The 15,347-nt window shown below is 49.2% G+C and carries 13 protein-coding genes; 6 read left to right on the top strand and 7 right to left on the bottom strand.

Annotated elements, in window-relative coordinates; translation table 11 throughout:
• Window positions 1–21 precede the first annotated feature (21 nt).
• Window positions 22–1,455, top strand: a complete 1,434-nt coding sequence (locus FPG75_RS17260) for a sigma-54-dependent transcriptional regulator (protein WP_143308223.1) — start codon at window positions 22–24, stop codon at window positions 1,453–1,455.
• A gap of 99 nt (window positions 1,456–1,554) precedes the next feature.
• Here the strand turns inward: FPG75_RS17260 and FPG75_RS17255 are convergent, their stop codons facing one another.
• Entirely contained in the window at window positions 1,555–2,994 is a 1,440-nt protein-coding gene (locus tag FPG75_RS17255) for a hybrid sensor histidine kinase/response regulator (RefSeq protein WP_143308221.1), read from the bottom strand.
• Window positions 2,995–3,086: 92 nt separating this feature from the next.
• The gene (locus FPG75_RS17250) at window positions 3,087–4,541 is read right to left on the bottom strand and encodes a sensor histidine kinase (RefSeq protein WP_161596836.1); all 1,455 of its coding nucleotides are present in this window, start codon (window positions 4,539–4,541) and stop codon (window positions 3,087–3,089) included.
• Between the two features lie 178 nt (window positions 4,542–4,719).
• Here FPG75_RS17250 and FPG75_RS17245 point away from each other — a divergent pair, with 178 nt between their 5' ends.
• Window positions 4,720–4,914, top strand: coding sequence for a hypothetical protein (locus tag FPG75_RS17245; protein ID WP_143308217.1), 195 nt, complete (start codon window positions 4,720–4,722; stop codon window positions 4,912–4,914).
• 44 nt (window positions 4,915–4,958) lie between these two features.
• Here FPG75_RS17245 and FPG75_RS17240 read toward each other — a convergent pair whose 3' ends face one another.
• Window positions 4,959–5,306, bottom strand: coding sequence for a hypothetical protein (locus tag FPG75_RS17240; RefSeq protein WP_143308215.1), 348 nt, complete (start codon window positions 5,304–5,306; stop codon window positions 4,959–4,961).
• 127 nt (window positions 5,307–5,433) lie between these two features.
• Between FPG75_RS17240 and ku the strand changes: the two genes are divergently transcribed.
• The 3 genes from ku to FPG75_RS17225 are packed head-to-tail and all read left to right on the top strand — an operon-like array spanning window position 5,434 to window position 8,542.
• Complete coding sequence (gene ku / locus FPG75_RS17235; RefSeq protein ID WP_143308213.1) at window positions 5,434–6,213, top strand: non-homologous end joining protein Ku; 780 nt, start codon at window positions 5,434–5,436, stop codon at window positions 6,211–6,213.
• Between the two features lie 20 nt (window positions 6,214–6,233).
• Window positions 6,234–7,157 carry a non-homologous end-joining DNA ligase gene (gene ligD, locus FPG75_RS17230; protein ID WP_143308211.1) on the top strand — a complete coding sequence of 308 codons (924 nt, stop codon included), beginning with the start codon at window positions 6,234–6,236 and terminating at the stop codon, window positions 7,155–7,157.
• 41 nt (window positions 7,158–7,198) lie between these two features.
• Window positions 7,199–8,542: a sigma-54-dependent transcriptional regulator gene (locus FPG75_RS17225; protein WP_143308209.1), complete on the top strand. Its 1,344-nt coding sequence runs from the start codon at window positions 7,199–7,201 to the stop codon at window positions 8,540–8,542.
• On the opposite strand, the gene chrA is transcribed toward FPG75_RS17225, so the two are convergent.
• From chrA to asnS, 4 genes are all read right to left on the bottom strand, one after another.
• Window positions 8,537–9,730, bottom strand: coding sequence for a chromate efflux transporter (gene chrA / locus FPG75_RS17220; RefSeq protein ID WP_143308207.1), 1,194 nt, complete (start codon window positions 9,728–9,730; stop codon window positions 8,537–8,539). The two genes, FPG75_RS17225 and chrA, sit on opposite strands and share 6 nt — an antisense overlap.
• 328 nt (window positions 9,731–10,058) lie before the next feature.
• Window positions 10,059–11,015 carry an isopenicillin N synthase family dioxygenase gene (locus FPG75_RS17215; RefSeq protein ID WP_143308205.1) on the bottom strand — a complete coding sequence of 319 codons (957 nt, stop codon included), beginning with the start codon at window positions 11,013–11,015 and terminating at the stop codon, window positions 10,059–10,061.
• A gap of 38 nt (window positions 11,016–11,053) precedes the next feature.
• Window positions 11,054–11,575, bottom strand: coding sequence for an ExbD/TolR family protein (locus FPG75_RS17210; RefSeq protein ID WP_143308203.1), 522 nt, complete (start codon window positions 11,573–11,575; stop codon window positions 11,054–11,056).
• Window positions 11,576–11,704: 129 nt separating this feature from the next.
• Window positions 11,705–13,144: an asparagine--tRNA ligase gene (gene asnS, locus FPG75_RS17205; RefSeq protein WP_201747976.1), complete on the bottom strand. Its 1,440-nt coding sequence runs from the start codon at window positions 13,142–13,144 to the stop codon at window positions 11,705–11,707.
• 454 nt (window positions 13,145–13,598) lie between these two features.
• Between asnS and rho the strand changes: the two genes are divergently transcribed.
• Window positions 13,599–15,305 carry a transcription termination factor Rho gene (rho, locus tag FPG75_RS17200; protein WP_143308789.1) on the top strand — a complete coding sequence of 569 codons (1,707 nt, stop codon included), beginning with the start codon at window positions 13,599–13,601 and terminating at the stop codon, window positions 15,303–15,305.
• Window positions 15,306–15,347: the final 42 nt, after the last annotated feature.

Below are 15,347 nucleotides of genomic sequence, written 5' to 3'. Positions count from 1 at the left end.
AAATCACCACATCTTTATAGTATGAAAAATATTTTAATCATTGACGATGAAATTAATATCTGTACACTGTTGAGCAAGTTCCTCAGCAAACACGGTTTTGCAGTGGATACCACTATGACAGGAACTGCCGCGCTCAAGTTGATGAAGGAAAAATCATTTGACCTGGTACTCTGTGATTACAGGCTAAAAGACACTGATGGCGCACAATTGCTGCAAGATATCCATCAGATCAACCCGCAAATTATTGTGATCATCATTACCGGATATACAGATGTACGCATCGCTGTTGAAATGGTAAAGAATGGCGCCTATGATTATCTCTCCAAACCACTCTATCCGGATGAGATACTGACCCTCGTGCACAAAGCATTTTCCCATAAGGAATCCGAACAGGAAAGGATGGCCTCTCAACCCGTAGATGCCGGCGATGAAGTGGAAGCCCGCGAAACACTGCTCTCCCGCAACCTGCAAGACAAAAACGAAAAATACGTTTATGGCGAAAGCGACAACTCGCAGGAACTGATCCGCCAGATCAAACTCGTGGCGCCCACTGATTACAGTGTGATCATTTTCGGCGAAACCGGCACCGGTAAAGAATCTGTGGCGCATCTCATCCATCATCATAGCAAACGCGATAGCCAGCCCTTCGTGGCGCTCGACTGTGGCAGCCTCTCAAAAGAGCTGGCCGCCAGCGAATTGTTCGGACATGAAAAAGGCGCTTTCACCGGCGCTATCAATACCAAGATAGGCGCCTTCGAACAAGCACAGGGCGGCACCCTCTTTCTGGATGAAGTATCCAATCTTTCCTACGATATCCAAGTGGCTATGCTGCGCGTATTGCAGGAAAAAGTGATCCGCCGTGTAGGCAGTCTCAAAGAGATTCCTGTAGATGTACGCATCATCGTGGCCTCTAATGAGAAGCTGTCGGAATCCGTACAGCGGGGCAAATTCAGGGAAGACCTGTTCCACCGCTTCAACGAATTTACTATCTACATACCACCGTTGCGCGAACGCGGAGAAGATCTCCCGCTGTTTGTAAATGCCTTCGTGAAACAGGTGGAAAAAGAACTGGACAAAACCTGCGGCAAGATATCTGCCGAAGTATGGGAATGCTTTCAGCGCTACAACTGGCCAGGCAATATCCGTGAACTGAAAAACGTGATCCGCCGCGCATGCCTGCTCACGCCGGAGTTACAGGATATCACCATGGCCGCATTGCCATTGGAAATGAAAGAATCATTTGCCCAGAGCTTCGATGAAGCGCCCGCCGCCGGCGAACTGGCCATCCTCGCCAACGAAAATGATCTCAAAACAGTAGCCCTGCAAGCGGAGTACAACAAAATTATTAATGTGCTCAAAGAGGTAAAGTATAACAAAACAAAAGCCGCGCAACTACTGAATATCGACCGGAAAACCCTCTACAATAAATTACGCTTGCTCAATATCAATTATTGATTTGTTTATTTTATTATTTTGATATTTTGATATTTAGGTTCCAGGAAGTTCTTCCTGGAACCTAAATATCAAAATATCAAAATAAACAAATGATAAAATCTATAACGCTGGCAGGGTGAGCGTAAATAGCGTGCCTTTGCCTGGCTCGCTGTCTACATGTATATTTCCTTTATGGGTTAGCAATATGTTCTGGGTGCTGGTAAGCCCCAGGCCGGTGCCTTTGGGCTTGCTGGTATAGAAAGGGTCAAACAGCCGTGGCAGCAGTTCTGCGGAGATACCCGCGCCATTGTCGCCGATCTGAATCCGGGCCTTATCGTTAATGCGTGTAGTCGTTACAGTTAGTATGCCTTTGCCGGGTACCATGGCTTCTATAGCGTTGATCACAATATTCAGCAGCGCGATCACCAGTTTCTCCTCGTCTACATTTACATCGATATCGGGCGTGGCAAGCTGTAGATGTAATTGCATTTCATACAGCTGCAGCCGGTCTTCCGCCAGCGCCAAAGCCTGTTTCACCAGCTGGTTCACGCCCACGGGCTGCATGTGCAGTTCTATCATGCGGGTGCTGTGCAGCAATTCAGTGATCAGTTGATTAATGCGGGAACAGTTTCGTTCGATGATATCGGTGTAAAGCGCGCTTTCCTCTTCTGCGGCGGGTTTCAGCTCTTCCTTGAACTGGCTCACCGCCAGCAGGATGTTGGTGAGCGGGTTACGGACTTCATGCGCGATCACGCGGGCAATACGGCCGGTGATCACAAACTTCTCCTGGTGCTGCTTTTCCTGCTCTTCTCTTTTCTTTTCAGTAATATCCTGTATCACACAGAGGAATATCTGCGCCGCTTCATCCAGCATCACGGCGTTGATGAGCACCACCATTTTGCGGGCATCGCTGGTTTTAAATTCGTATTCGCGTGTCGCCGTGACGTTGTCATTGCAGATATTATTAACAAACTCTTCTCCCTGATCTTTGGAGATGAAGAGATCACGCAGATGCAGCTTTAACAGCTCTTCCTTGGAATAGCGCAGCGTTCTCAGTGCGGTGGGATTGGCATCGATGATATTTTTATCGCAATCGGCGAGGATGATGAGATCATGCGCCTTTTCAAATATGCCGTAATATCTTTTTTCACTTTCTTCTATAAAGCGGAGGTGACTGTATTCATCCAGGGCGTAACGGATGGACCTTTCGAGCAGGTCGGCATTGATCTCTCCTTTTACCAGATAGTCGTAGGCGCCGGCGAGCATGGCTTCGCGGTCGATGCTGTAATCGCCTTTACCGGTGAGCATGATCACCGGCATCTCATATTGCAATTGCTGGAAATGATGCAGGATGTCCAGGCCGGTGTAAGGCCCAAGACGGTAATCGACCAGGTAGATGTCGTGTGCTTTCCTTTCAATGGCGGCGATGCCTTTCTCAAAAGTAGGCGCCCATTCCAGTTGATATTGCCCCGGAGAGATATCGTTGAGTAGTTCACTTACCAGAAAAAAATCATCTTCATCGTCGTCGATCATCAGAATATTAACAGGTACTTCAGTCATGGTCAAAAGCTCGCGGTTAAAAACATGTAAAGGGCTGCAAAAAGTGGATGCTGCCTCATTTTGGCGACAGAGGTTCCATAGCAATAACGGTGCTAGGCTTTTTGTTGTTCAGTACTGCCGTTCACTTTTTTTGCGGCCTGATGCAATGGCAGGATGATCACGAAGGTAGCGCCTTTATCAGGATACCCATATGCCTGTATGAAGCCATGGTGGCTGTCGGTGATCTTTTTGCAGATGGCAAGTCCTATGCCAGTGCCGGAGTATTCACTGATGCCATGCAGGCGCTGGAATATGAGAAAGATGCGTTCGGCATAGGCCTGGTCGAAGCCGATACCGTTATCTTCAATGTTGATGCGGCAAAACTGGTCGTGCCAGCGGTTCTCTTTCACGATACCAAGATCCTGCCCGTCCAGTACTTCGCTCCGGATAGTGATTTCCAGCCGGCGCTCGGGGTGCGCAAATTTGATGGCATTAGCGAGGACATTCTGGAACAATTGGTGGAACGATGTGGCGCTGCCTTCTATCACCGGCATAGGGTCAAACTTCACCTGTACATTCTTTTCCTCGAGTGTTACCTCGAGGTCGCTGATCACTTCCTGCAGCAGCTCATTCATGTTCACTTCGGTAATACTTTCCGGTGTGATGCGGCCGGCGCGGGAAAATACCAGCAGGTCGTTGATGAGCACGCGCATGCGCGATACGGCAGCCACCATACGGTCCAAGAGCTGACTGGCATCAGGCGGCAATTGTTCCTTGTACTTCACCTGCAGGCGGTCGCTGAAGGTGGATATCTTGCGAAGCGGCTCCTGTAGGTCGTGAGAGGCTACATAGGCGAATTGTTCCAGCTCCTGGTTGGTTTTATTGAGCAGCGTGATGTTCTGTTGCAGATCGCGCTGATATAATTTCAGTTTGCTTTCAATATGCAACTGCAATTTAAATTCACGGGTGAGGGTAACGTAGGAATAGATACCGATCACAATGGCCACCAGTGAGGAAATGAAGATCATGGGCACCCATAGCACAGAGAAGAAGTGAAACAGTTCTGATTTCTCATGCACCTGGTTTTCTTCAATGCGTATCATATCCTGTACTTTGCGGTCGATCCGGTCCATGGAGCGTTCGCCTTCCTGTACGGTGGCTTTTTCGCTGCCGGCTACAGGTGTGTAGCTACCTCCCAGCAGTTGTTCATATTTGATGGTGAGCAGATCGCGGAGGGTGTCCAGATGTCTTTGCTGGCGCGGGTTATCAGCGGTTACTTTTCTTAGCAGCTGGTATTCTTTCTCAATACGCAGGCTGCGTTCTTTCATGGAGGGCACCAGAAAAGAGCTGTCTTTGGTGAGATTGAAACCGCGTATAGCGGCTTCGGCTTCTTTTAACTGCCGTGTAATCACCTCCAGGCGTTTGGATACTTCAATGGCATGATTCAGTCTGGCGGCGTTGTCCAGCAAGTTCTTCGCTACGAGATAGGAGAAGATCGATGCGGCGATGATCACCGTAAATGCAATAAAGAAACCAACCCGTATTTTTTTATGTACTGAAAAATGCATGTACTTCAAGTTACTAATTACCGCGCAAATATCCATCGAAAAAAGGAGGTCTTGCCCGCAATTGCAGACTGGGCATCATTTTCCACAGTATGCCTACTATTTCTACATCCATCCCGGGAAGTATAAACGGGAACTGGTCCGGAACGAACTTTGATTTTTGAAAGATAAAACCCATATCATGATCAGTATCGTACCGGAGCATGAACCATTGCCTCCAACACCCGATAAACCGAAGCCGGATAAGCCATCGCCGGGAACCCCGCAGCCGCTGCCTACGCAGCCGCCGCCGGACCAGCCGGAGATAGAACCGGTGCCGGAGGAGGTGCCCGATAGAGATATCAAGCGCAAACCTGCCAATCCGCAAACAAAATAGAAGGCCGCCACCGGCGGCCTTCTATGCAATGCGTTCCTTGCCTGCTACCCGAATAAGAGCTGTTCTTCCCGGTCTTCTACCGGTATCTGCTTGATGAAATCATTAAAGCCCGACTCCTCATGCGAACTATACACGCCGTAGGCATCTATCACATAGCCTTTATCGCCCTCCTTGTCTTCCATCACATAAAGAATAGATGCATCCGAAGGATCAGATTCGCCTTCAAAACGGTAGGTTTTGATAATGGTCAGGTCTTCCGGATTATAGATCTTTTGAGTATCAGCAGATTGCATACGCCCGTGGTCACTCATCCTGAGTTCATGATCAAAGCCACGCTCATGCAGCTTTTCAAGCACACGGGTCAAAGTGGTCATTTCTCCTGGCTTTTCCATAAAATAAGGTTTTGATTGAAAAGCAAAAAACCAAAAGTTATGCCGCCTTGTTATTCAATTATAAGCCTGCATAATGGTACCATTTGTGTAATGGGTAACAGTATTCATCACCTTAAAACTTCCAAATATGAGAGCGATCTGGTCTGGCGCCATCGGTTTTGGCCTGGTAAACATCCCGGTGAAAATGTACAGCGCCACACAAGACAGTCATCTTGATCTCGACATGCTGGACAGCAAAGGCCTGGCCCATATCAAGTACAAACGCGTGAACGAAGAAACAGGCCGCGAAGTGCCATGGGAGCAGATTGTAAAAGGTTATCTGTATAAAGATGAATATGTGGTGCTGGAAGATGAAGATTTTGAAGCAGCAGCGCCGAAGAAAAGCAAGATCATCGAAATAGCGTCTTTTGTAGAAGAGAATGAGATCGATGATATCTACTTCGAAAATCCTTATTTCCTCGAACCCGGCAAAGGCGGTGAGAAAGCCTATGAGCTGCTGCGGCAAACGCTGGAGAAAACCGGCAAAGCAGGCCTCAGCAGTTTTGTATTGCGTACCTCCGAACACCTCGCCGTTATACGTCCGCGCGAAAATTACCTGCTCCTGCAACAACTCCGCTTTCAGGAAGAACTACGCTCGCCCAAAGACCTCGAATTGCCCACCAACGTAAGGTTACAGAAAAAAGAACTGGATATGGCCATGGCATTGGTAAAGGAATACACCGAGAAATTTGATATCAGCGCCTACAAAGATGAATACAACGCAGAACTGCTGAAGATCATCAAAGCCAAAGCCAGCGGCAAGAAAACGGTGGTCAAAAAACTGCGCGTGGTACATACCAAGAGTGATGAATTGTTTGATCAGCTGAAAGCCAGCCTGAATAAAGGATCGAAGAAGCGTGCATCGTAAGAACACTAAAACTGTTCACTATGGCTACTTCCAACGAAGACCGCACCCTTACGCTCAATGGCAGGAAAGTAACCCTGACCAATCAGCGTAAACTATACTGGCCCGATGAGAAGATCACCAAAGGCCAGCTGATAGATTATTATCTCTCCATAGCAGATTATATCCTGCCACATATCAAAGACCGCGCATTGTCGCTGCACCGCTTTCCCAACGGTATCAAGCGGCCGGGATTTTATCAGAAAGACCTCGACCTGGACCAAACGCCTGACTGGGTCAAGAGCGTGCCCATGCTGGCCACCTCCACTGGCAAAGAAGTGGATTATCTCGTATGTAACAATGCCGCTACACTGGCCTATATGGTGAACCTGGGCTGCATTGAAGTGAATCCCTGGCTCTCCCGCATCCGCAAGCCGGAAACGCCCGACTATGCCGTGCTTGACCTCGATCCCGAACAGATCGATTTTAAATATGTAGTGGAAACGGCCCAGCACATCAGGGAATTATTGGACCATTGGGGCGTGAGCTGCTATGTGAAAACGTCCGGCTCCCGTGGCCTGCACATCTTTATCCCGCTCGTTCCCAAGCATTCCTACGACGATACCCGCGCTTTTGCCGAACAGGTAGCCAATGCCGTAAATGCGCAGCTGCCGGCTACTACCAGCGTTATCCGTTCCAAATCGCAACGCAATAAAAAAGTGTATATCGATTTCCTGCAAAACAGCCGTGGACAAACGATTGCGGCGCCTTATTCCGCCCGTCCCAAACCCGGTGCTACCGTATCGATGCCGCTACTTTGGGCAGAAGTAAATGAACGGCTGAACATTCATGACTTCAACATCTTCAACTCACTGCAACGGCTACACGAAAAAGGAGAGATATGGCATGATATGCAAAGCGATACCAACGATCTGCGCAAAATAGTGCGGACAGCAAGAGCAGGCTGACGCCTGTTTTTTGATAGCGCTTTCTGCTATCTTTGCAAATTATGTCAAAAGGTCAAATATTAATCATCGATGATGAAGACCAGCTGCGGAAGCTCATGAGCCGCCTGCTTGGCCTGGAAGGATATACCATGTTTGAGGCGCCTAACGTGCGCGCCGCTATGAAGATCCTCGAGAAAGAAGAGATCCGCGTGGTGCTCTCCGACGTAAAGCTCCCCGATGGCAACGGTGTGGAACTGGTGCCGGTGATCCGTTCCAAATACCCCGAAACAGAAGTGATCGTGCTCACCGCTTATGGCAACATCGCCGATGGCGTGCAGGCCATTAAGAACGGGGCTTTTGATTATATCACCAAGGGAGATGATAACAACCGTATCCTGCCGCTGGTGAGCAAAGCCATGGACAAGGCCGGCCTGCAATTCCGCATACGCGACCTTGAAAAGAAGATTGGCGGCAAATATAATTTCGATAACATACTGGGGTCATCTCCCGAAATCAGCGCTGCGGTGGCCCTCGCGCAAAAAGTGGCGCCTTCCGATATGACCGTGCTGCTCCTCGGCGAAACCGGCTCCGGCAAGGAGGTATTCGCCCAGGCCATCCACCAGGCCAGCAACCGCCGTCAGCAGCCCTTTATAGCGGTAAATTGCAGCGCCTTCGGCAAAGAGATACTGGAAAGTGAACTGTTCGGCCACATCGCAGGCAGCTTCACCGGTGCGGTGAAAGACAAAAAAGGTTTTTTTGAAGAAGCCCGCGGCGGCACCATCTTTTTGGACGAGATCGGCGAAATGGCCATAGAACTGCAAGCCAAGCTGCTACGTGTGCTCGAAACGCAGGAGTTCTATAAAGTAGGCGAAGCCCGTCCTACCAAAACGGATGTGCGCATCATCGCCGCCACCAACCGCCACCTCGATCAGGAGATCGCCGATGGCCATTTCCGCGCCGACCTTTACTACCGCTTGTCGGCCTTCCAGATAAGACTCCCCTCGCTCAATGAACGCAAAAAGGATATTCCTTTGCTGGCTACCTGGTTCATGCAGCAGTTCGCCCCCAAGCTCAATAAACGTCTCAGCGGCATGACGCCCGCCTTCCTGGCGGCTTTGCAGCACCACAGCTGGAAGGGCAATATACGCGAACTGAAAAATGTGATCGAACGTGCCGCCATCCTAACGGATACGGATATACTGGATACCTCCGTGTTGCCCTTTGATTTTCAGCAGGGCGCCGCGGAAAACGAATCGTCCATGAGCCTGGCCGATATGGAAAAGAGGCATATCACCCGCGTGCTGACCTTTGCCAAAGGCAACAAAACCAAAGCCGCAGAAGTACTGGGCATCGGTCTTACAACGCTTTATAACAAGATCAAAGAATATAATATACTGGTATCATAGCAGCCATCCCATTAACAGGCAGGCCAGTACGATAAAAGGAGAGGGCAGGCGGGTAAACAGCAGCAATGCCAGCGTGGCCACCATTACAGACAGGTTCACGCTGTTCACCGGGATGGCAAAGAAGAGGATAAAGGTGGCTGCCCACATGATCCCCACCACCACCGCATTGATACCTTCCAGGGCGCGGTAGATGACCACATATTTTTTCAGGTTATGCCATATCGGGAAGAAGAACAGCACCAGTAACAGGCTGGGCAGGAATATCGCTACAGGCGCCAGTATGCAGCCCAGGAACTGATAACCCATCCCCAGGTTGCGCATAGCCATACCGCCCACATAAGCTGAGATAGAGAAGGTAGGCCCCGGCAAGGCCCGCATGATACCGGCGCCCGTCAACAGCTCTTCTGCCGTCAGGAACTGCGTTTTGGCGCGGGTTACGTACTGTTCCAGCATCATCGCAATGAGGATATCGCCGCCGCCAAATACCAGGCTGCCGAAACGGTAGAAGTTCTCGAAAAGGTTGAAAGGCCGCCGTGTGATCCAGTGATGCGTACGTGCCAGCTCCGAAAAAAATCCCGCCAGCACAAATAGTAATACAAACAACCAGATATTACCCCACTGTATTTTTTTGGGCTTGTCTTCAAAATCAGGGATACGCTTGTTACTGAAGTTGGATACGATGCCACCCAATATGATCAGGGCCGGAAAAGTCCAGGGCGATTTCAGGTAAAAGGCCGTGAACATGGCCACTATCATGATGATGAAGGTGGCGGTATTATTGATGCTGATGCGGAAAGCCTTGATACCGCCATAGGCGAGGAAGCCTACCGCCATCGGCTGTACGTATTTGAAGATATCGGTCCGCAGGGTGCTGCGGTCGAAATACTGCAATAAAAAGCTCAGGGAGCCCATCAGCAGGCAGGCCGGCGTGATCCATATCAGCAGCGTTAAAATGGCCAGGGATACGCCTCCGCGCTTATAGCCGATGAGGGTGAGGGTTTGGGAAGAAGAGGCCCCCGGCAGCAGCTGGCAGAAGGCGTTATACTCCATCAGTTCCTGCTCCGTCACATCCTTACGTTGATGTACAAACGTTTTCATCATCATTGCCAGATGGCCTTGCGGGCCGCCATATGCAGTGAGGCTATGAAATAACACAGCTTTCAGGAAAGGAATGTGACGTAAAAACACAGTTTTTCAGGGATTTCCTTGTTCAGGAAAATAAGTTAATGAAAAAAAACAGCACAAAATACAACAGCGTTGCTAATAATGCCAGCGCACAGTTGCAATAAAGGCACGGTACTTGTAATATGGGTGGCTATCGATAATGATATGGCCTTTTATCCGTTGTATTCTATTGATTAGCCGCCGAAAACTGTCCCGCCAGACGGACAAAAGAATAACCATATTTGTACCATTAAAGAAATACCTGCGCCTAGAGCAACGATAAACTTAAAGTCCCGGGAAGTCAATTCTTACCGGGACTTTTCTATTGTTGGATGTTAAATGTAAAAGAGCATTATTTCTTCAGCCCGATCTCGCGCAGGCGTTCATCGAGGTATTCGCCGGCAGTGATAGGCTCGTAGGCCAGCGGATTTTCTTTGGTGATGCAGCTTTCCAGGCTATCCAGTTTCATCCCTGATTTAGGATGCAGGAAGAAAGGAATGGAGAAGCGGGAGGTGCCCCAAAGTTCGCGCGGCGGGTTCACCACGCGATGGGTAGTGGATTTCAGACGATTATTGGTGAGGCGTTGTAACATATCGCCTACGTTCACCACGATCTGCTCTGGCAGGGAGGTGACCGGTACCCAGTTGTTTTGCTTGTCGAGGATCTGCAATCCATCGGCAGAAGCGCCCACCAGCAGGGTAATCAGGTTGATATCTTCATGCTGTTCGGCCCTGATGGCTGATTTCGGCTCCTGTGTAATAGGAGGGTAGTGGATCGCTCTCAGGATGGAATTACCATTATGAATTTTGTCGTCGAAATAATGTTCATCCAGGCCGAGGAACAAGGCGATTGCCTGGAGCAGGTAACGGCCTGATTGCTCAAAGCCGCGGTAGGCCTTGAAGAAAGTAGGCGTAAACGCCGGCACTTCCTTCACCTGCACGTTCGGCGGATAATTTTCATCTACCTGCTCGTTATCTTCCACGGTTTGCCCGAACTGGAAAAACTCTTTCAGGTCAGGGGCTTCATAGCCTTTCGCATGTTCTTTTCCGAAAGACGTATAGCCGCGCTGGCCGGCCAGTTCCGGGATCTCGTATTGATGCTTGATATCAAAAGGCAGCTGGAAAAACTGCTGTACGTACTTGTAGAGGTCTGCAATCAGTTCATCAGGAATACCATGATTCTTTACTGCCACAAAACCTACTTCCTCATAAGCCTTCCCAAGTTGTTGCACAAACGCTGCTTTTCTGCCGGCATCTCCGGACGTGAAATCCGCGAGGTCCACGGATGGGATAGTGTGGGTGGTAGCCATAAATAGATTATTGTTTTGGAAGGTTAAAGGTACGTAATTCACTCAAAATACCTTTGTTCCTCCGGCGTAATATCTACTATCGCATACCGGTCTATCTTGTTGATCAGCATTTCGTCCATGATATCTACCAGGTTGGCGTAGTTCGCTTTCCTGTCTGCTTTGATAAGTATCATCAGCTCATTTTTGTGATAGGCACGCTGCACTTTTTCTTTTTTTCCGATGATCACATCACGGATACCTTTTTGGTTGGAGAAGCTGGAATAGTGCACGGACGGCGCATCTCCGCCACTGCCTTCATACCATGCAATGCGGCCGCCGGGGCCAAGGATCACTGTCAATGCTTTTTTTTCCGCTAAGGCCATGGAGTCGCCATCACTGCGGGGCATCAACAGTTGCATGGTCTTGGGTTGCGCCATGGTGGTGGTAAGCATAAAGAAGGTGATCAACAGGAAGCCCAGGTCTACCATTGGCGTCATATCCACGCGGGTAGATTTTTTGGTGGCGCGCGTTCCGGAGTGGCCGTGGCGGCCACTTTGCGGGGATGTATTCATCTCTGCCATAAGGATCAGTTTTTCTGTGAGGAAAATATTTTGTGGAAGCGCTTCCTGTTATCAAGACGCGTGGAGAGATAAATTCCATAAAAAAGCCCGGCTATGGAAGCCGGGCTTGATATGATGATCGGGCGCTGATTAAAACTCGGCGCTCTTGGGTGTTCTCGGGAACGGGATCACGTCGCGGATGTTGGTCATGCCGGTCACAAACAGGATCAAACGCTCAAAGCCAAGCCCGAAGCCGGAATGCGGCGCCGTACCAAAGCGGCGGGTATCGAGGAACCAGCTCAGTTCTTCCACGGGTACGTGCATCTCTTTCATGCGCGCTACCAGTGTGTCGTAATCTTCTTCACGTTGCGAACCGCCCACCATCTCACCGATGCCCGGGAAGAGGATATCCATCGCACGTACGGTTTTGCCGTCTGCATTGAGCTTCATGTAGAAAGATTTGATCTCTTTCGGATAATCGGTGAGGATCACCGGTTTTTTGAAATGTTTCTCTACAAGATAGCGTTCATGCTCGCTTTGCAGGTCGGCGCCCCAGCCTTCGATGAGGTATTGGAACTTTTTATTTTTGTTAGGTTTACTGTCTTTCAGTATCTCGATCGCTTCCGTGTAGGTGAGTCGCATAAACTCGTTGTTGAGCACGAATTCGAGCTTTTCGATGAGGCCCATTTCGCTGCGTTCCTGCTGCGGCTTTTGTTTTTCTTCTTCTACGAGGCGTGCCGCGAGGAAATCGAGGTCTTCGCGGTTATGTTCCAGTACGTAACCGATTACGGATTTGATGAAGGCTTCGGCGAGGTTCATGTTATCTTCCAGTTCATAGAAGGCCATTTCGGGTTCTATCATCCAGAATTCAGCGAGGTGGCGGGCTGTGTTGGAGTTCTCCGCACGGAAAGTAGGCCCGAAGGTGTAGATATCGCCGAAGGCCATAGCGCCCAGCTCACCTTCCAGCTGGCCGGAAACGGTGAGGTTGGTGGAGCGGCCGAAGAAATCTTCTTTAAAGTCTACTTCGCCGGATGCTGTGCGTGGCGGCTTGTTCACATCGAGTGTGGTTACCCGGAACATCTCGCCGGCGCCTTCTGCATCGGAGGCGGTGATGATCGGCGTATGGAGATATACAAATCCGCGTTCGTTGAAAAACTTGTGCACAGCAAATGCGAGCGTATGGCGAATACGAAAGATAGCCCCGAAAGTATTGGTCCGGAAGCGCAGGTGCGCGATTTCGCGGAGGTATTCCAGGCTGGGCTTGTTCTTCAGCTGCAGGGGATATTTTTCAGGGTCGCAATCGCCGAGGATCCCGATGGTGGAGGCTTTCAGCTCCACGCGCTGGCCTTTGCCGAGAGAGGCGATCACCTCTCCGGTAGCACTGATAGAGGCGCCGGTGGTGATGCGCTTGATCAGCGCAGCATCTATATTATCTGTATTAATAACGATTTGCAGATTATTATTGGTAGAGCCGTCGTTCAAAGCGATAAACTGGTTATTGCGGAAAGACCGCACCCAACCCTTTACTGTGACTTCGTAGTTCGTCCTGTCGTCTGCCAGGATCTGTTTGACTTTCGTCCTTTGGCTCATAATATTAAAATTTTAGGATTGCAAAAATAAGTGGAAAACTTCAGAGTGCATAGCCTGCCTGCTTGCATTTACCGCGAATTTTGCAAGCGGAGGTTGCAAAAGAAATGTTAAAAATCACGATAATATAATATTCGGAGGGCTGAACGGAGGGCGCACTGCTGCTGGGATGCCGGGGGGCGGGAGCCCTGCAAGTGAGTAGCTGCAAGGTAATCAGGGGAATTTGGCGGTCAATTTTATTTGGATAATAATAAAACTTGTTTTAATCTTGCGTTACAATCTGTCTGATTAAGTTCACATTTCCATCTTCATCAGCAGTTCCTGAACTCAATCATTCCCTATCAAATTTAATAATCAAATTAAATTTATTGACTCAAAACAATTATTAGTAATTGGTGTATGTTGGTATGCAGTGGTACCCACCTCACAACACTCCTAAAATTTGACAACACAGATGATGTACGACATCTTACAATTGAACGACATGCTCGTTCCTGAGCTGCTTGATATTGCAGAGAAGCTTGATGTTCCCAACGCAAAAAAACTGAACAAACAGGACCTTATCTACAAAATCCTCGATAAACAAGCAGTAATGGCTTCTGAAGATAACCCGGCCAACGGAGAAGAAAAGAAAGCACGCAAACGCAAACCAGTAAAGAAAGACGAAGCAAATCACACCGCCGAAGAACCTGTTCACGCTGAAGAGAAACCTGCCGCTAAAAAAACCAAAAAGGTAACCGGAACCAAAACAAAAGAAACGGAAGAAACTCCAGAACCCGCTCCCAAAGCTAAGATCAAAGACTTTGACATCGACCTGGACAGCATCCCTTCTCTTACTTTCGACGACGATGATGATATTATCATTCCCGCTTTTACAGAAGATGAGGAAGAAGAAGTAATACCCGCACCAGCGCCGGTTGCACAGGAAGAGGAAGAAGAAGAGGAAGAGGATGATGATTTTGTAATGCCGGATGAAATAGAAACTGTTTCTCCTGCTGCACAGAAAAACCGTTTCCCTAACAAGAAAGAACCTGTTTTTAATATAGAGTTTGATGGCGTGATCGTCAGCGAAGGCGTACTGGAAATGATGCCCGATGGCTATGGTTTCCTGCGTTCTTCTGATTACAACTATCTCAGCTCACCGGATGATATTTATGTATCTCCATCGCAGATAAAACTCTTCGGCCTTAAAACCGGCGATACCGTGAAAGGCGCTGTACGCCCACCGAAAGAAGGAGAGAAATATTTCGCGCTGCTCAAAGTGGAAACCATCAACGGTAAATCACCGGAAGAAGTGCGCGACCGCGTGCCTTTCGATTATCTCACACCGTTGTTCCCCTTCGAGAAACTGCGGCTCACCACCACTTCCAATAACTACTCTACCCGTATCATGGATATGTTTACGCCTATCGGTAAGGGCCAGCGCGGACTTATTGTTGCGCAACCCAAGGTAGGTAAAACCATGTTGCTGAAAGAAGTGGCCAACGCCATCGCTACCAATCACCCTGAGATCTACCTGATGGTGGTGCTCATCGATGAGCGCCCGGAAGAGGTGACCGATATGGAACGTAGCGTGAAAGCAGAAGTGATCGCATCTACCTTCGACGAACCCGCAGAGAAACACGTGAAAGTATCCGCTATCGCTTTACAGAAAGCAAAACGCCTGGTTGAATGCGGCCACGATGTAGTGATCCTGCTCGACTCGATCACCCGTCTTGCCCGTGCACACAACACCGTAGCACCCGCATCTGGTAAGGTGTTGAGCGGTGGTGTGGAAGCTAACGCCATGCAGAAACCTAAACAGTTCTTCGGCGCCGCCCGTAAGATCGAAAACGGCGGCTCTCTTACCATCCTCGCTACTGCACTCATCGACACCGGTTCCAAAATGGACGAAGTGATCTTCGAAGAGTTCAAAGGTACCGGTAACATGGAGCTGGCACTCGATCGTAAACTGGCTAACAAACGCATCTTCCCGGCTATCGATGTTTCTGCATCTTCTACCCGCCGCGACGACCTGCTGCTGGATAAGGATTCATTGAAACGTATCCACATCCTGCGTAACCACCTCGCTGATATGAACACAGATGAGTCTATGCACTTCATGCTGCAACATATGCGTGGCACAAAGAACAACGAAGAATTCCTGATCTCCATGAATGGATAATCAGTAAGGATATCAAACAAAAATCCCGCTGTGGCTTACCGC

Source organism: Chitinophaga vietnamensis, assembly GCF_902167635.1.
GTDB lineage: Bacteria > Bacteroidota > Bacteroidia > Chitinophagales > Chitinophagaceae > Chitinophaga > Chitinophaga vietnamensis.
The sequence above is the reverse complement of the archived record's forward strand: the minus strand, read 5'-3'. Positions and strand labels throughout refer to the sequence as shown.